Origin of the sequence: Streptomyces sp. NPDC088147 (assembly GCF_044741565.1) — a bacterium.
GTDB lineage: Bacteria > Actinomycetota > Actinomycetes > Streptomycetales > Streptomycetaceae > Streptomyces.
The window spans coordinates 130,023-147,654 of sequence record NZ_JBIUSY010000014.1; the positions used below are offsets into that span (position 1 = coordinate 130,023).

General features: G+C 71.8%; 9 protein-coding genes. 4 read left to right on the plus strand and 5 right to left on the minus strand.

Annotated features, from left to right (window positions below):
- Positions 1-295: 295 nt before the first annotated feature.
- The 3 genes from ACIOGX_RS36310 (at position 296) to fxsT (ending at position 6,033) form a co-directional block, all read left to right on the plus strand.
- Positions 296-1,528 carry a radical SAM protein gene (locus tag ACIOGX_RS36310; RefSeq protein ID WP_401918982.1) on the plus strand — a complete coding sequence of 411 codons (1,233 nt, stop codon included), beginning with the start codon at positions 296-298 and terminating at the stop codon, positions 1,526-1,528.
- Positions 1,525-2,934 carry an aKG-HExxH-type peptide beta-hydroxylase gene (locus tag ACIOGX_RS36315; protein WP_401918971.1) on the plus strand — a complete coding sequence of 470 codons (1,410 nt, stop codon included), beginning with the start codon at positions 1,525-1,527 and terminating at the stop codon, positions 2,932-2,934. The genes ACIOGX_RS36310 and ACIOGX_RS36315 overlap by 4 nt, the downstream gene beginning before the upstream one ends.
- 78 nt (positions 2,935-3,012) lie before the next feature.
- A complete protein-coding gene (gene fxsT / locus ACIOGX_RS36320; RefSeq protein ID WP_401918973.1) occupies positions 3,013-6,033 on the plus strand; it encodes an FxSxx-COOH system tetratricopeptide repeat protein in 3,021 nt (1,006 codons plus the stop codon).
- Between the two features lie 152 nt (positions 6,034-6,185).
- Here fxsT and ACIOGX_RS36325 read toward each other — a convergent pair whose 3' ends face one another.
- From ACIOGX_RS36325 to ACIOGX_RS36345, 5 genes are all read right to left on the minus strand, one after another.
- Positions 6,186-10,049: a multifunctional oxoglutarate decarboxylase/oxoglutarate dehydrogenase thiamine pyrophosphate-binding subunit/dihydrolipoyllysine-residue succinyltransferase subunit gene (locus ACIOGX_RS36325; protein ID WP_356512211.1), complete on the minus strand. Its 3,864-nt coding sequence runs from the start codon at positions 10,047-10,049 to the stop codon at positions 6,186-6,188.
- Between the two features lie 269 nt (positions 10,050-10,318).
- Entirely contained in the window at positions 10,319-11,374 is a 1,056-nt protein-coding gene (locus tag ACIOGX_RS36330; protein WP_356512412.1) for a HAMP domain-containing sensor histidine kinase, read from the minus strand.
- 443 nt (positions 11,375-11,817) lie between these two features.
- Positions 11,818-12,555 carry a response regulator transcription factor gene (locus ACIOGX_RS36335; RefSeq protein ID WP_030355662.1) on the minus strand — a complete coding sequence of 246 codons (738 nt, stop codon included), beginning with the start codon at positions 12,553-12,555 and terminating at the stop codon, positions 11,818-11,820.
- A 104-nt stretch (positions 12,556-12,659) separates the two neighbouring features.
- Positions 12,660-13,388 carry a spermidine synthase gene (locus tag ACIOGX_RS36340; RefSeq protein ID WP_401918976.1) on the minus strand — a complete coding sequence of 243 codons (729 nt, stop codon included), beginning with the start codon at positions 13,386-13,388 and terminating at the stop codon, positions 12,660-12,662.
- A 229-nt stretch (positions 13,389-13,617) separates the two neighbouring features.
- Positions 13,618-14,340 (minus strand): flavin reductase family protein, encoded by a 723-nt coding sequence (locus ACIOGX_RS36345; RefSeq protein ID WP_401918984.1) that lies wholly within the window; start codon positions 14,338-14,340, stop codon positions 13,618-13,620.
- 792 nt (positions 14,341-15,132) lie between these two features.
- On the opposite strand from ACIOGX_RS36345, the gene lon reads away from it, so the two are divergent.
- Positions 15,133-17,544 (plus strand): endopeptidase La, encoded by a 2,412-nt coding sequence (gene lon / locus ACIOGX_RS36350; protein ID WP_401761012.1) that lies wholly within the window; start codon positions 15,133-15,135, stop codon positions 17,542-17,544.
- Positions 17,545-17,632 lie beyond the last annotated feature (88 nt).

A 17,632-nucleotide genomic window follows, 5' to 3' on the forward strand; every position in this document is an offset into this window, starting at 1 on the left:
CGTTTGCCCGCCCCGTCGTCCAGGGAACCAGGCCCGGTGTCCCTGGGACCTGTCCGGGCGATCCCCGGGCGTCCCGGACGCCGTTCAGCATCGGGGGTGTGGAGTGTCTCGACAGGCGATGCCGCGCGGGCCGACACCCGTGGCGGCACCGGTGGTCCGAGGGGCGTCCGCCGCCGCCCCCGTACGCGCCGCCGCCCCCGTTCCAGCCCCCGTATCCGCCCCCGTATCCGCCCCCGTATCCGCCCCCGTTCCGGCCCCCGTCCCCCCTCAACCGCCCGTTCCCTTCGGGCAGTTCATCGTCAAGGTGCACGGCCGCTGCAACCTCGCCTGCCGCTACTGCTATCTGTACGAGGGCCCCGACCGCACCTGGCGCGAGCGCCCCGCCGCCGCGACGCCCGCCGTCCTGGACCGCGCGGCGTCCCGGATCGCCGAGCACGCCGCCACCCACGCGCTACGGGACCTCTCGCTCGTCCTGCACGGCGGTGAGCCGCTGCTCGCGGGCGCGGACCGGCTGGGCGCCTTCGCCGCACTCGTACGGGAACGGGTACCACCCGGCTGCACCGTCCACGCCACCGTGCAGACCAACGCCACCCTGCTCACCGAGGACCGGATCGCCACCCTCGCCCGGCACGGGATACGCGTCGGCATCAGCCTCGACGGCGGTCGGGCCGCCCACAACACCCTGCGTGTCGACCACGCGGGCCGCCCCTCCTGGCCCGCGGCCTCGCGCGGCGCCCGGCTGCTCGCCGCGCACCACCCCGGGGCGTACGCGGGCATCCTCACCGTCGTCGACCCGCGCACCGACCCCGCCGAGGTGTACGCGTCACTGCTCGCGCTGCGCCCGCCCGCGCTCGATCTCCTGCTCCCGCACGGCAACTGGTCCGCACCGCCGCCGGGCCTGCCCGCCGCCGGACCCGGCGACCGCGACCACCCCGGCGACCGTGACCGCCCCGGTGGCCCTGACGGTCCCGGCGGCCCTGACGGCCCCGGCGGCCCTGACCGTCCCGGTGGTCCCGGCCGTCCCACCCCGTACGGCGACTGGCTGAGCGCGGTCTTCGACCGCTGGTGGTCGGCCGGGCGCAGGGAGACCCGGATCCGGCTCTTCGAGGAGTGTCTCGCCCTGCTGCTCGGCCTGCCCGGCGCCACCGAGTCCCTGGGACTCGACCCCGTCAACGCGATCGTGATCGAGACGGACGGCGCCATCGAGCAGGTCGACTCCCTGAAGTCCGCCTACGACACGGCCGCCGCCACCGGCCTCGACATCTTCCGGCACACCCTCGACGACGCCACCCGCCATCCCGCCGTCGCCGCCCGCCAGGCGGGCGCCGCGTCGCTCGCGGCCGGCTGCCGCGCCTGTCCGCTGCTCACCGTCTGCGGCGGCGGCCACTACGCCCACCGCTACCGCGCGGGGCACGGCTTCACCAACCCCTCCGTCTACTGCGCGGACCTCCAGCGGCTGATCCGCCATGTGGCCGCCGCGCTCACCGAAGCGACGGCACCGCTCCCCGGCCACGGAGGCCCCGGGTGAGCCCCGTCGTACCGGAGCCGCTGCTGCGGGAACTCGGCCGGACCGAGGGCGGATCCGAGGCGCTCGGGCTGCTCGTGCGCGACCAGCACACGCGCCGCCTCGTGCTGCTGCGGGCCCTGCTCGACGCGGCGTCCGCCGCCCCCGCCGCCGTCTGCCCGCCCGGCCGGCTCGACCGGCTGCGCCAGGACTGGGCGCTGCTGGAGGCCGCCGAGCGCGCGGACAGGGCCGCCGCGCGCTCCGTCCTCCTCCATCCGCTCGCGGGACCCTGGGCGCAGCGCTGTCTGCGCGGCCTCACCGCCGTCGCGCCGACCCCCGAACTCGCCGCCGATCTCGCCCACTTCAGCGCACTCGCCGCGGCGGCGGCGATCCGCGCGGGGCTGCCCTTCGAGACACGCCTCACCGCCCCCGACGGGCTGCTCGTCCTGCCCACGCTGGGCGCGCTGCGCACCGGCGGCCCGGGACCGTCCACGGTCCATGTCGCCCAGTCCGACGGAGAGGTGACGTTGCGTCAGGAACACACGAGAGTGACCATACGGCCGACGGAGAGCGGTGTGACCTCCGGCGACCCGCGCTGGCTGCCCGTGCTCACCCTCCCCGCCGTCCTGCCGGGCGCCGCGCCCGTACCGCTGGACGACCTCGACCCGTACCGCACCGCGGGCAGCGGTCTCCAGCGGTTCGGGCTCTCCTCCGTCGCGGGCCTCGACGGGAGCGAACGCGCGGCCTGGCGGGAGCTGTGGGCCGGGGTGGCGCCCATGCTCCGGACCGGCGGCGCCCACCGCACCGCCGAGACGGCCGCCCTGCTGCGCTGTCTGGTCCCGCTCTCCCCGCCGCCCGGCTCCACCTCCGCGGGCGCCGCCACCGGCCCGTCGTCCATCCGCGAGGGCGCCGCGCAGTGCAGCGGGACCCGGCGCGAGGCGTTCGGCGCGATCCTCAGCAGCAGGCCCGCCACCGCCGCCCACTTCGCCTCGACCCTCGTCCACGAACTCCAGCACACCAAGCTCGCCGCGCTCGCGGCCCTCACCCCGCTGCACCACGAGGACGCGACACCCAGGCACTTCGCGCCCTGGCGCCCCGACGCCAGGCCCTTCGACGGCCTCCTCCAGGGCGCCTACTCGCACATCGCGCTCGCCGACTACTGGCAGCGCTGCGCGCTCGGTACGGACCGGCCCTCCGCCCGCGATGTGGCCTGGGCCGAACACGCCCGCTGCCAGGAGCAGGTCGGCGCGGTCCTGCCGGTGCTGGCGGCCTCCGGCGCGCTGACGCCGGAGGGCCGCGTTCTCGTCAACGAGATGATCTCCATGTACCACCGGCTCGCCGACACACCGCCGCCGCCCGGACATCTCGCCCGAGCGGTGGCGTACGTACGCACCGCGCGCATGATCTGGCGCCAAAGGAACGCACGTTGATACGGCGCGCACCCGGATGGATTCCCGGGCGCCGGGGGTATGTTAAAAGGGCGTATGACGAAGCAGGGAGACGGTCGAATGCCCGGAGCGCGTAAGCCAGTTGGAGCAACCGGGACGCAGGCTGTCACCATCAGTTTCGCCGGTTTCAACCGGGCCTGGGCGGCCTGGATCGGGGACCGGCTCCAGCGTCGCGGGCTCTCGGTCGTCTATCAGCGGTGGGACCCGCCGGTGGAGACGTCGCTTGAGGAGGGGCTGGAGGATCTGCTGCTGGCGCCGGGCCCCATTCTCGTGGTCCTCAGCGACTGGTACTTCCAGCTCGGCCCGCGCAGCCACGACGAGTGGAACCGCGCCCTGCGCCAGGTGGTCGCGGCCCAGCCCGACCGGTTCGCCGCCGTCACGGTCACCACCTCGGCGCTGCCCGGCGCCACCGCCGTCTTCGCCGCCGCCGATCTGACCACCGTCGGTGCGTCGGAGGCCGAGCGGCGCGTCCTCGCCCGCCTCGGACTGCCCACCGACCCGCTGCCCGATCTCGGCGAGGCGCTGTCCGGCCCGCGCTATCCCGCCGACACCCCCGACGTGTGGGGCGGGGTGCCCCGCCGCAACACCCGCTTCACCGGCCGCGAGACGCTGCTCAACAACGCGTACCAGGCGCTCCAGGAGGCCGACGGCGGCGCCGGTGTGGTGACCCTGCACGGCATGTCCGGCGTCGGCAAGACCCAGCTGGCCGCCGAGTACGTGTACCGCTTCGGCGCCGAGTACGACGTGGTGTGGTGGGTCGCCGCGGACAAGCGGGTCACCTGCCGGCAGCGGCTCGCCGAACTCGCCCCGGCGCTCGGCCTGTCCACCGGTGTGGAGTACGGCGAGCGGCTGCGCGCCGCCCGGGACGCGCTGCGCCGCGGCGATCCGTACCGCCGCTGGCTGCTGGTCCTGGACGGGGCCGACGAACCCGACCAGATCTGGGACCTGGTGCCCACCGGCCCCGGCCATGTGCTGATCACGGCGCGCAACCCGGAGTGGGACGAGCACAACAGCGCCCTGATGGAGGTGCCCGTCTACGAGCGCGACGAGTCGGTCGCGTTCATCCGCCGCCGCGCCCCGCGCCTCACCCCCGTGGAGGCCGGGCAGCTCGCGGAGGTCCTCGAGGACCTGCCGCTGCTGCTCGACCAGACCGCCGGCTGGCTCAACGACTCGGACATGTCGGTCGACGAGTACATCGAGCTGCTGGAGGACGGCATCGACCAGGATGTCGTCCGGGTCTCCGCCGACTTCCCGCTCGCCTTCCAGACCGGCTGGTCGATACTGCTCAACAAACTCCGCGAGACGGTCCCCGAATCCGTCGACCTGCTCCGGCTGTGCACCTTCTTCGCGCCGGGCGCCATCCCCGTACGGCTGGTGCGCGACCTGCCCGTGGACACACTCCCGGAGAAGCTGCGCGGACTGGTCGACGATCCGGTGCGCTGGGCGCGGGCGATCAACAAGCTGCGGCAGTACGCCGTCGTACGGGCCGCCGGGGTTGGCGAGCGCGAGGTCCACGACTCCGTGCACGACGCCGGTCTCTCCGGCGTGGCGGGCGACACCCTCTACATGCACCGTATGGTCCACCAGATCGTCCACCAGGACATGCCCGAGCAGGACCACAAGGACTTCATCGAGGTGGTGCGCCGGGCGCTGGTGGCCGCCGACCCGGGCAGGCCGACCGACACCCGGCTGTGGCCCCGCTACGCGGAGATCACCCCGCATCTCAAGTGGGCCGATGTCCTGAAGAGCACCGACCCGGCGATGCACACCCTGGTCCTCAACTGCCTGCGCTACATGTATCTCTCCGGGGAGTACCGCGCGGGCATCAACCTCGGCCGGCGCGCGCTGGCGGCCTGGCGGCGGCTCCTCGGCGAGACGCACCCGAGGATCTGGGACGTCAGCTACCACTACGCCAACCTGATGCGCGCGATCGGCGACTACGCGGGCACCGAAGCCATCGAGCGCGCCGCCGTCGACCATCTGCGCGCCGAGCGCGGCCCGAAGGACCTGGAGCATCTGCGCGCCTCCGGAGGGCTCGCCGCCGATCTGCGCGGCCTCGGCCGGTACGAGGAGGCCCTGGAGGTCTCCTCCTGGATCCTGGTCTGCTACCGCGAGCTGCTCGGCGAACAGGACTCCCGCACCCTCAACGCCCAGAACAACCTGGCCGTCTCGCTACGGCTGCTCGGCCGGTACGAGGAGTCCCTCGACCTCAACCGGCGCACGCTGGAGGCCCGACGCCAGACACTGCGCCTGCGGCACAACTGGACGCTCTTCTCCGAGATCAACTACGCCACCGACCTGCGGCTGCTCGGCCGGTACAACGAGGCCGAATCGCTCCAGTCGCAGAGCGTGCGCGTCCACCGGATGGTGCTGGGCCGGGACAACCCCCAGACGCTGCGCGCCGAGCACAACCTCGCGCTGTGTCTGTACCGCTCGGGCGAACGCGGCAAGGCGGCCGTGCTGTTCACCCAGGTCCTGGAGAACTGCGAGCGGGTCCTCGGCGAACACGACCCGCTCACCATGATGTTCGCCGCCGGCCAGAGCTGCTTCGCCCGCGAGCACGGCGACATCGACCAGGCCATGGGCATAAGCGACAAGGTCGTCCACGGCTATCTGGCGATGCTCGGGGAAGGCCATCCGTTCGTCGCGGGCGCCCGCGCCAACCACGCGCTGGTCCTGCGCGGTGTGGGGGAGCGGGAGCAGGCGCACGCGATGATCGAGGACTCCCTCGCCGATATGACCCGGGCCGTCGGAGAGCGGCATCCCTGGACGCTGGGGTCCGCCATCAACGCCTCGGCGCTGCGCAATCTCGTGGGCGACCAGGAGGGCGCGGCCACGCTGACCGCCGACACCATCACCCGCGCCACCGAGACGCTCGGCAGGACCCATCCGCTGACGCTCTCGGCCCGGATCGCGCACGCCGCGGACCTGCGGGCCCTGCGCGAGGGGCGGCGCGCGGAGAAGGTCGAGGGGGAGGCGCTGGACGACCTGGCGGCGACACTGGGCGCGCAGCATGTCCACACCGTCGCGGCCCGGTCCCGTAACCGCCCCTACTGGGACTTCGAGCCGCCGATCGTCTGACGCCCGGAATCCGGCGCCCGGAACCCGGCGCCAGGAATCCGGCGCCAGGAACCCGGCGTCCGGAACCCGGCGTCCGGAAGGGCCGGGAAAGCCGGAGGGCCCGGCCCCGCGGAGATCGCGGGGCCGGGCCCTCCGTACGTACGGCGGGTCCGTCAGGCGTCGAAGACCTCGTTGACCAGCTGCTGCTGCTCGGCCTGGTGGCGCTTGGCCGAGCCGACCGCCGGGGACGAGGAGTGCGGACGCGAGATACGGCGCAGCCGCTCGCCGTGCGGCACATCCGCGCCGACCGCCAGGTCGAGGTGGTCGATCAGGTTGAGCGCGATGAACGGCCAGGCACCCTGGTTCGCCGGCTCCTCCTGGGCCCACAGGTACTTCTCGGCGTTCGGGAACTTGGCGATCTCGGCTTGCAGTTCCGCACCCGGCAGCGGGTACAGGCGCTCCAGGCGCAGGATCGCGGTGTCCGTCACGCCGCGCTTCTGCCGCTCGGCGTCGAGGTCGTAGTAGACCTTGCCCGCGGTGAAGACGACCTTGCGCACGGCGTTCGGGTCCACGCTCGCGTCGCCGATCACCGGGCGGAAGCCGCCGGTGGTGAACTCCTCCGCCTTGGACGCCGCGGCCTTCAGACGCAGCATCGACTTCGGGGTGAAGACGACGAGCGGCTTGTGGTGCGGGTTGTGGACCTGCCAGCGCAGCAGGTGGAAGTAGTTCGACGGCAGGGTCGGCATGGCGACCGTCATGTTGTTCTGCGCGCACATCTGGAGGAAGCGCTCCGGGCGCGCGGACGAGTGGTCCGGGCCCTGGCCCTCGTAGCCGTGCGGCAGCAGCAGCGTGACGCCGGAGGTCTGGCCCCACTTCTGCTCGGCCGACGAGATGAACTCGTCCACGACCGTCTGCGCGCCGTTGACGAAGTCACCGAACTGGGCCTCCCACATGACCAGCGCGTCCGGCCTGGCCAGGGAGTAGCCGTACTCGAAGCCCATCGCCGCGTACTCGCTGAGCAGCGAGTCGTAGACGTTGTAGCGGGCCTGCTCGTCGGTGAGGTACTGGAGCGGGGTGTAGTCCTCGCCCGTGCCCTGGTCGACCAGGACCGCGTGGCGCTGGCCGAACGTACCGCGGCGGGTGTCCTGGCCGGAGAGCCGCACCGGCGTGCCCTCCATCAGCAGCGAGCCGATGGCGAGGGTCTCGCCCATGCCCCAGTCGATCGTGCCGTCCTCCACCGAGGCCGCCCGGCGCTGCATCTGCGGCATCAGGCGCGGGTGGACGGTGACCGTGTCGGGGATGTTGACCTGCGACTCGGCGATCCGCTTGACGACCTCCTGGGAGACCGCGGTAGTGACGGCCACCGGGAACTCCGCCTGGGCGTCCGGCACCTGGGCCGTGCCCGGGTGCGAGGTGGCCTCGCGGACCTCCGCGAAGACCTTCTCCAGCTGGCCCTGGAAGTCCTGGAGCGCCTGCTCCGCCTCTTCCAGCGTGATGTCGCCGCGGCCGATCAGCGACTCGGTGTAGAGCTTGCGCACCGAGCGCTTCTTGTCGATCAGCCGGACCATCTGCGGGTTGGTGAACTGCGGGTTGTCGCCCTCGTTGTGACCGCGGCGGCGGTAGCAGATGAGGTCGATCACGACGTCCTTGTTGAACGTCTGGCGGAACTCGAAGGCGAGCCGTCCGACGCGGACCACGGCCTCCGGGTCGTCACCGTTCACATGGATGATCGGCGCCTCGATCATGCGGGCCACGTCGGTGGCGTACATGGAGGAGCGCGACGCCTCGGGGGCGGCGGTGAAGCCGACCTGGTTGTTGATCACGATGTGGACCGTGCCGCCGGTGCGGTAGCCGCGCAGCTGCGACATGTTGAGCGTCTCGGCGACCACACCCTGGCCCGCGAAGGCCGCGTCGCCGTGCAGCGCGAGCGGCAGGACCGTGAAGTCCGTACCGCCCTTGTTGATGATGTCCTGCTTGGCGCGGACGACGCCCTCCAGGACCGGGTCCACCGCCTCCAGGTGCGAGGGGTTGGCGGTCAGCGAGACCTTGATCTGCTCGCCGTCCAGACCGGTGAAGGTGCCCTCGGCGCCCAGGTGGTACTTCACATCGCCGGAGCCGTGCATCGACTTCGGGTCGAGGTTGCCCTCGAACTCCCGGAAGATCTGCGCGTACGACTTGCCCACGATGTTGGCGAGGACGTTCAGCCGGCCGCGGTGGGCCATGCCGATGACGACCTCGTCCAGCCGCGACTCGGCGGCGGAGTCGATGACCGCGTCGAGCAGCGGGATGACGGACTCGCCGCCCTCCAGCGAGAAGCGCTTCTGGCCGACGTACTTCGTCTGGAGGAAGGTCTCGAACGCCTCGGCCGCGTTGAGCCTGCGCAGGATCCGCAGCTGCTCCTCGCGCTCGGGCTTGGCGCGCGGGCGCTCCACCCGGTCCTGGAGCCACTTGCGCTGCTTCGGGTCCTGGATGTGCATGAACTCGATGCCGGTGGTGCGGCAGTACGACTCGCGCAGCACGCCCAGGATGTCGCGCAGCTTCATCATGGACTTGCCGGCGAAGCCGCCGACCGCGAACTCCCGCTCCAGGTCCCACAGCGTGAGCCCGTGCTCGGTGATGTCCAGGTCGGGGTGCTTGCGCTGGAGGTAGTCCAACGGGTCGGTGTCGGCCATGACATGGCCGCGGACCCGGTAGGAGTGGATCAGCTCGAAGACCCGGGCGGGCTTGGTGACGTCCTCGTCGTGCGAGGCGTCGATGTCCTTGAGCCAGCGCACCGGCTCGTACGGGATGCGCAGCGCCTGGAAGATCTCGTCGTAGAACTCGTTCTCGCCGAGCAGCAGTTGGCTGACGATCCGCAGGAACTCGCCGGACGCGGCGCCCTGGATGACGCGGTGGTCGTATGTCGAGGTCAGCGTCATGACCTTGGAGATGCCCAGCTTGTTCAGGGTGTCCTGCGACGTGCCCTGGAACTCGGCCGGGTAGTCCATGGATCCGACGCCCATGATGACCGACTGACCGGGCATCAGCCGCGGTACGGAGTGGACCGTGCCGAGGCCGCCGGGGTTGGTCAGCGAGACGGTGACGCCCGTGAAGTCGTCCATCGTCAGCTTGTTGTTGCGGGCGCGGCGGACGATGTCCTCGTACGCCTGCCAGAACTCGAAGAAGTTGAGCGTCTCGGCCTTCTTGATGCCGGCGACGACCAGCTGGCGGTCGCCGTTCGGCTTCACCAGGTCGATGGCCAGACCGAAGTTGATGTGCTCCGGCTTGACCAGGGTCGGCTTGCCGTCGCGCTCCGCGAAGGAGTAGTTCATCGACGGCATGGCCTTGATGGCCTGCACCATCGCGTACCCGATGAGGTGCGTGAAGGAGATCTTGCCGCCACGCGCGCGCTTCAGGTGGTTGTTGATGACGATGCGGTTGTCGAAGAGGAGCTTCACCGGGACCGCGCGCACGGACGTGGCCGTGGGCAGCTCCAGCGAGGCGTTCATGTTCTTCGCGACGGCGGCGGACGGGCCACGCAGCGTCACGTACTCCGGGCCCTCGGGAGCCGCGGTGGCCTCGCCGCCGGTCGCGGCGGGCTTGGCCTTCACCGGGGCGGCGGCCGGGGGCTGCGCGGGAGCCGCGGGCTTCGTGGGCGCCGGGGCGGTGGCGGCGGGCTTCGCCGGCGCCGCGGGAGCCGGGGCCGGGGCCGGGGCCGCCGGCTGCGCCGGAGCCTGTGTCTGCGCCGGAGCCGCGGGCCGCGCCGGGGCGGCGGGCGCCGGGGTCACTGGGGCGGTCGCCTGGGTCGTGGGCACCGCAGCCCCCGCGGCTGCGGTCGCCGCGGCCTCATCGGACCTGTCCGCCGTACCGGGAGTGCCCGGCTTGTAGTCGGCGAAGAAGTCCCACCAGGCACGGTCAACCGAATTCGGATCCTGGAGGTACTGCTGGTAGATCTCGTCGACAAGCCACTCATTGGCACCGAAGGCCGCGGCGGGGTTCTTGCCCGGCCCGTCTTCGTCGGTCGAGATGCTCGCGTTACTGGGGGACTGAGACGACACGGCGTGAACCGCCCTCTTCCGCTTCACAAGGTGATGGACAGCGGGAATCAAGGCTACGCCTACCAGGCCAGGAGGTGCAGGCCGGGCGTGCCATCGTCGTGCAAGTCACATCGGACGGCGAGTTTCAGCGTAATAAATGGCGGGAAACAAGCCAGGTTCCGTTGTACCAGGAACGCGTGACGCTCCGGGAACGGCCGGTTCACGGCCTGTTGCTCGCCCGTCCCCGACTCCGTGCCCGGAGATCGTGCGCTTTCGCTTCGAACTCTACGTCAATGGCGGGGTTGCGGTGCTCCCGGCAGAGTGACCCGTATCAGGCAGCCGCGGGCCGATTCGGCCACTCCTATGCGCCCGCCGTGCAGATCCACGGCCCAGCGGGCGATCGCCAGGCCCAGGCCCGTGCCGCCGTCGCTGCCGGGCCCGTGCGGGTACTGCGCGGTGCCCCGGTTGAACCGCTCGAAGACGCGGTGCCGCTCCTGCTCCGGGATCCCGGGCCCCTCGTCCTGCACCTCCAGGTCCAGCGACTCGGGGCCGGTGCCGCGCCGGGCCCGTACGGTGACCCGGCCGTGCGGCGGGCTGTGCTTGACCGCGTTGTCGATGAGGTTGGCGACGACCTGGTGCAGCCGCTCCGCGTCCGCGTGCGCGGTCAGCTCGGGCGGCGAGACGTCCAGGTGGAGATGTACGTCCGTACGGGTGTGATGGCCGGAGCCGGAGATCGGCCCGCGCTGCGAGGACGCCAGATTGGCCTCCTTCAACACCCCGGAGAGGTACGGCCAGACCTCGAAGCGCCGTGACCGAAGCGGTACGACCCCGTTGTCCAACCGGGACAGATCGAGCAGCGTCTCCGTCAGCCGGCCCAGCCGCTCGGTCTGCCGCAGGGCCGTGAGCATCGTCTCGGGATCGGCGGGCGAGACCCCGTCCACGACGTTCTCCAGCACGGCGCGCAGGGCCGCGATGGGCGTGCGCAGCTCGTGCGAGACATTGGCGATCAGCTCCTTGCGGTGCCGGTCCTCGGCCTCCAGATCGTCGGCCATGCGATTGATCGTGGAGGCGAGATCGCCCAGTTCGTCGCGGCGGTCCGCGCCGCTGACACGGCGGGTGTAGTCGCCGTGCGAGATGCCCTTCGCGACCGTGTTCATCTCGTCGAGGGGCGCGGTCAGGCCGTGCGCCACGAACTGGGTGATCAGCAGCGTGGCGATCATCGAGAAGACGGTGATGAAGCGCAGCTCCGTCTCGGTGCGCAGGGCCACCATCAGCAGCCCGGTGGTGATGAAGACGGAGATGACGACGAGGGCGCCGAGCTTGGCCTTGATGGAGAAGGGCCGCAGGCCGCCGGAGTCGAGGCCGCGGGGTCCGGGGCGGAATTCCAGGGCCGGGGGGCGTCGGCCGCCGCGGCTGTCGCCGCGTTTGGCGGTCCTGGCGCCGGTCCTGCCGCTGGTCCGGGCGTTGGCGGCGGCACCGGGGCCGCCGCTGGTCCTGCTGGTGGTCCTGCTGGTGGTCCACCCGTTGTTCCCGGCGGGGCGGGGGCCGCGGGAGCGGGGCTTCCGGGCGGACCCGGGTTTCCGGGCGGACCCGGGCCTCCACGGGAAGCCGGACCTCCAGGCGGATCCGGACCTCCAGGCGGATCCGGACCTCCAGGGGGAGCCGGACCTCCAGGGGGAGCCAGGCTTCCGGGGGGAGCCGGAGGCGGCGGAGGACGGCGGAACGCCCCGTCCGTCGGCCCCGGTTCCGGCTCTGTCTCCGTCGGCGCCGCCGCCGTCACCCGGGCCGGTCACGGCGCCGGTGTCTCCAGCGCGTAGCCGACACCATGGACGGTACGGATACGCTCGGCGCCGATCTTCCGGCGCAGCGCCTTGATATGGCTGTCGACCGTACGGGTCCCCGAGGCGTCCGCCCAGTCCCACACCTCGGCGAGCAGCTGCTCCCGGGAGAGCACCGCGCGCGGTGTGTTCGCCAGGCAGACCAGCAGATCGAACTCGGTGGGCGTCAGATGGACGTCGTCACCGCGCACCCGGACCCGGCGCTGCGCGTGGTCGATCTCCAGCTCGCCGAGCCGCAGGATGCCGCTTCGCGGGGTCACCGCGGCGAGCGCGGCCCGCTCCACCCGGCGCAGCAGCACATGCACCCGCGCGGCCAGCTCCCGCATCGAGAACGGCTTGGTCATGTAGTCGTCGGCACCGACCCCGAGGCCGACCAGCATGTCGGTCTCGTCGTCGCGCGCCGTCAGCATCAGCACCGGCACCGGGCGCTGCGCCTGGACACGACGGCAGACCTCCAGGCCGTCGAAGCCCGGCAGCATGACGTCGAGGACCATCAGGTCCGGCTGCCAGGCCTCGGCCGCGTCCACGGCCGCCGGTCCGTCCAGCGCCGTCTGCACCAGAAAACCCTCGGCCCGCAGCCGTGCGGCGATGGCGTCGACGATCGTGGCATCGTCCTCGACCACCAGGACCCGGCGCTGGGCGCCGGGCGTCGCCGCGACTCCGTTGTGGCTGGTGTGTGTCTGCTCCATCGCCCCGCCCCTGGTACGCGTTCCGCGATCCTTGTTCCGCGATCTGCATGAAGTATGCAGATCCGTGTGTGTGGAGCAGCGTAGAGGCAGCGGGAGCCTTCCGGCTACGCAGTGCGAACAGCGAGATGGACCACGTCGGGTACGCCTCGGGCAACTTGGATCTCTTCCGCCCGTACCCCGCTGAATCCGGCATTCCCCAACGCTTCGGCAAAGGCGGGAGAGGGATTCGCCGACCATACGGCGAGGACACCGCCCGGATTCAGCCGCGCCCGGCAGGCGGCCAGTCCGTCGGGCGAGTACAGGTTCCCGTTGTCCTCGGTGACGGTCCACTCGGGCCCGTTGTCGATGTCCAGGCAGAGGGCGTCGTAACGGTCCGTGGTTGTCCGCAGATACGCCACCAGGTCGGTGTGCAGGATCACAACGCGCGGATCGGCGAGCGCCTCCCCGGAGATCCGCCGGAGCGGCCCGTCCCGATGCCAGTCGATGACGGCCCGCTCGCGCTCGACCACCATGATCCGGCCCCAGCGGGGATCGGCGGCGGCGTGCGCGAGCGAGAACCCGACCCCGAGACCACCGATGAGAACGTCCGGCCGACGCCGCTCCCCGGGCCGCTCCTCGGACCACTCCCGGGGCAGCGCCGCCAGGGCCGCGTCAATGAGCAGCCGCTCGGAGCGGCCGTCCGACGTGTCCATCAGGAAGCAGCCGTTGGCGATGATTTCCAGCCGTTCACCGCGCCGGCGCAGCACGATCTCGCCGTAGGGCCCGTCGCGGCGGTCGAGGGTGACGGGATCGGGATGAGACGCGGGCGCGGCGCCGGGTGCGGATACGGACATGCTGGACCTTTTCGTCAGGGCGGCTGGTACCGCCTGACATCCTGCTCGCAGGGGCTGGAGCTGGACAATCCGTTTCCTCCGGACCGGGCGTGGTCGTGGACCGGGGCGCGGACCGGGCCGGGCCCGGCCCGGAGCTGTGATCGCCGCCCCTCGGGTGGTACCAGACGTACGTGGGGTGAGTAGCGGGATTGAGCCACTCGACGGGGTGCGGTGTGGTGTCCCCTTGTCCCTATAGATACGTACCGCCCGGCCGCACATGGCAGGACCTTTCCGCCGTCATCCCCGCCGTTTCGCTCCGGTAGGTGTGGCCGCGTTCCGGGCCGAGGCCGAAGTAGTGGCGGAAGTTGTAGATGAGGGGACTCCACACGGCGGGATCGATGTGATCGGTGCCCGGCACGACGATGTCCGGGGTCGCGTGGACCTTCCGTACCACCGCCTCGACGATCAGGAAGTGTCCCGAGACGTCGGGCCGTACCCGGTCGGCGTACGCCTCCAGCTGGAGGGGGCACTCGGCGACGCGCGGCGGCCCGACCAGGTGGGAGGGCGCGGGGGTGAAGCCGGACGCGCCGAATTTGTCCGGTTCGAAGCGGCACGCGGGTGGCTTGCTCGCCGGGACGGGGTCGCGTCCGGTGAGCGGGGCCAGCCGTTCCACGGCGGGCCACTGATCCGGAGCGGGCAGGCTGATCACCAGCTCGCGGCGGGGTCCGGGCCCGGCGCCGAGATTGTGCGCGGTCTGCCCGTCGGCACCGAGCCCCAGCACCACCACCTGCCCGAGCGCCCAGGCCGATGAGATCGGGGCGAGATTGGCCGAGCCGTCGTCGTTCGAGGTGGTGAGCAGGACGACGGGGGTCCCGAAGTAGAGAATGCTCGGTTCGATGACCACATGCCGGGTCTCGGCCGCCGTCCGTGGCTCCGTCACGGAGCCAGGCGGGGAATCCGTCCCGGAAGCCATCGGGGAATTCGTCAGGGTGTCCGTCGAGTTGTTCATACGGCCGACGCTAGGACGCGGACGCTTCGGCGCCGGCCGAAGGATCAGCGCTGGTCATGCGCCACGCGGCGGTCCCACGGCCGGTACCTGGGACTCTTGCCCGTCGTGTCGAGCGCGCCGGATGTGCACCGTGCCGGCGTCCAGGTCCACCCCAAAGAGAGGAGCTCCCGCCGGCACACGTTCCTGTCTCATGGCGCGCTTGATCGCCTGGGTCCCGCCGACAGCACCAGCAGCACCCTGGCCATCGTCAGCGACCGAGCCTCAGGCGACCCGCCCAACGGCCGAGCCTCCGTCGCGAGCGGCGGGGACGCGGCTGAGGAGAGCGTCGGTTCTCCGCGCCCGACCGGCCGGCTCCGCCGGGGGTTCGTTGCCAGTGATCGTCCGGTGACAGGATCGGCGCCTTGCGTTCCGCTTGAGCCCGGACCTCTACGTACGATTCGTGCGCCGTGATACGGAACGCCTCCTCGTAGGAGGCCAAGGCCGCACTCATGGCCCCGCCGGCGAGGCCCCGGCGCCGGATACGCGAGGCCAGCCACGTGAAGAAGCCCAGGACCGCGACGAGGGCGGCAGCCGAGATCAGGAACGGTAAGAACGCACCCATGGCCATGAGCCTACTTCGCTGATCGCGGGAGGCCGAGGTGCTGTCGCCAGGACGATCGCCCGGTGATCGCTCAGAGCGAACGGGGCCCGGGGAACATCCGGAGACTCACAAGCATTGAGCCGGTATAGCTCAACTTGACTGCCGAAGGGGAGATCATGGCTGACACCTCTGCACCGCTCACGCTTCCCGTGCTGCCGCTCGACGACGAGGTCGTCCTGCCCGGCATGGTGGTGCCTCTGGATCTGTCCGACGCCGAAGTCCGCGCCGCGGTGGAGGCCGCGCAGGCGGCTGCCCGTGACGGGGGCGACGGCGGCGGGAAGCCCAAGGTGCTGCTCGTGCCGCGCATCGACGGGACGTATGCCGGGACGGGTGTGCTGGGAACCGTCGAGCAGGTCGGCCGGCTCTCCGACGGGGATCCGGGCGCGCTGATCCGCGGCCGGGGCCGCGTGCGCATCGGTGCCGGTACGACCGGGCCCGGCGCGGCCCTCTGGATCGAGGGCACCGCCGTCGACGAGACGGCGCCCGACCCGGTCCCCGGGTCCGTGACCGAGCTGATCAAGGAATACAAGGCGCTCGCCACCGACTGGCTCAAGAAGCGCGGCGCCTGGCAGGTGGTGGACCGCGTCCAGCAGATCGACGACGTGTCCACGCTCGCCGACAATTCCGGTTACTCGCCGTTCCTGACCACCGCCCAGAAGGTGGCGCTGCTGGAGACCACCGACCCGGTGGCCCGCCTCAAGCTCGCCACCGAACAGCTGCGCGAACACCTCGCCGAACAGGATGTCGCCGAGTCCATCGCGAAGGACGTCCAGGAGGGCGTCGACAAGCAGCAGCGCGAGTTCCTGCTCCGGCGCCAGCTCGACGCCGTACGCAAGGAGCTGCGCGAGATCAACGGCGAGGGTGACGACGACGAGTCCGCCGACTACCGGACCCGCGTCGAGAACGCCGACCTCCCCGAGAAGGTGCGGGAAGCCGCGCTGAAGGAGGTCGACAAGCTGGAGCGTTCGTCCGACCAGAGCCCCGAGGGCTCCTGGATCCGCACCTGGCTGGACACCGTCCTCGAACTGCCCTGGAACGAGCGCACGGAGGACGCGTACGACATCAGAGGCGCCCAGGCCGTGCTCGACGCGGAGCACTCCGGCCTGGAGGACGTGAAGGAGCGCATCACCGAGTACCTGGCCGTGCGCAAGCGGCGCGCGGACCGCGGTCTCGGTGTGGTCGGCGGCCGTCGCGGCGGCGCCGTGCTGGCCCTGGTGGGCCCTCCCGGCGTCGGGAAGACCTCACTCGGCGAAAGCGTCGCGCACGCCATGGGCCGTAAGTTCGTCCGGGTCGCGCTGGGCGGCGTACGGGACGAGGCGGAGATCCGCGGCCACCGGCGTACGTACGTCGGCGCCCTGCCGGGCCGTATCGTCCGGGCCATCAAGGAGGCCGGTTCGATGAACCCGGTCGTCCTGCTCGACGAGATCGACAAGGTCGGCTCCGACTTCCGGGGCGATCCGGCGGCGGCGCTGCTCGAAGTCCTGGACCCGGCGCAGAACCACACCTTCCGCGATCACTACCTGGAGGTCGAACTCGACCTCTCCGACGTGGTGTTCCTCGCCACGGCGAACGTCCTGGAAGCGATCCCGGAGGCGCTGCTCGACCGCATGGAGCTGGTCAGGCTCGACGGCTACACGGAGGACGAGAAGGTCGTCATCGCCAGGGACCACCTGCTGCCCAGGCAGCTGGAGCGCGCGGGCCTGGAGCCCGGCGAGGTCACGCTGGAGGACGACGCGCTGCGCAAGCTGGCCGGCGAGTACACCCGCGAGGCGGGCGTACGAAACCTGGAACGCGCCATCGCGCGGCTGCTCCGCAAGGTCGCGGCCGAGCACGAACTGGGCGAGCGGGAGCTGCCGTTCACCCTCGGCGCCGAGCACCTGCGCAAGCTGATCGGCCGGCCGCACCACGTGCCCGAGTCCGCCCAGGACCCGGCCGAGCGCCGCACGGCGGTGCCGGGCGTGGCCACGGGCCTCGCGGTCACGGGCGCGGGCGGTGACGTCCTCTACGTCGAGGCGTCGCTGGCCGACCCGGAGACGGGCGGCTCCGGCCTGACCCTGACCGGACAGCTCGGCGATGTGATGAAGGAGTCGGCACAGATCGCGCTCTCCTTCCTCCGCTCGCGCGGCGCCGAGGTGGAACTGCCGGTGGCGGATCTGAAGGACCGGGGCGTGCACATCCACTTCCCGGCGGGCGCGGTGCCGAAGGACGGCCCGAGCGCGGGCATCACGATGACGACTGCCCTGGCCTCCCTGCTCAGCGGCCGGCTGGTCCGCACGGACGTCGCCATGACCGGCGAGGTCTCGCTGACCGGACGGGTCCTGCCCATCGGCGGCCTCAAGCAGAAGCTGCTGGCCGCGCACCGGGCGGGCATCACGACCGTCGTGATCCCGAAGCGCAACGAACCGGATCTGGACGACGTCCCGGCCGAGATCCTGGACAAGCTGGAGGTCCACCCGGTGACGGATGTCCGCCAGGTCCTGGACATCGCGCTGGCACCGGCGGAGGTCCTGGTCGCGTCGGCGGCCTGACGCACAGGCCCGGCAGCCGACGCGACGGAAGTGGGGGGGGCCCCCCCCCCCCGCGCCGCCCCGGCCCCCCCCCCCCGGCGGCGGGGGC

Excerpts from the sequence above, each read along its gene's own strand:
- fxsT (WP_401918973.1), top strand. The coding sequence starts at position 3,013 with ATGCCCGGAGCGCGTAAGCCAGTTGGAGCAACCGGGACGCAGGCTGTC.
- ACIOGX_RS36335 (WP_030355662.1), bottom strand. The coding sequence starts at position 12,555 with ATGGAGCAGACACACACCAGCCACAACGGAGTCGCGGCGACGCCCGGC.
- ACIOGX_RS36340 (WP_401918976.1), bottom strand. The coding sequence starts at position 13,388 with ATGTCCGTATCCGCACCCGGCGCCGCGCCCGCGTCTCATCCCGATCCC.
- ACIOGX_RS36345 (WP_401918984.1), bottom strand. The coding sequence starts at position 14,340 with ATGGCTTCCGGGACGGATTCCCCGCCTGGCTCCGTGACGGAGCCACGG.
- lon (WP_401761012.1), top strand. The coding sequence starts at position 15,133 with ATGGCTGACACCTCTGCACCGCTCACGCTTCCCGTGCTGCCGCTCGAC.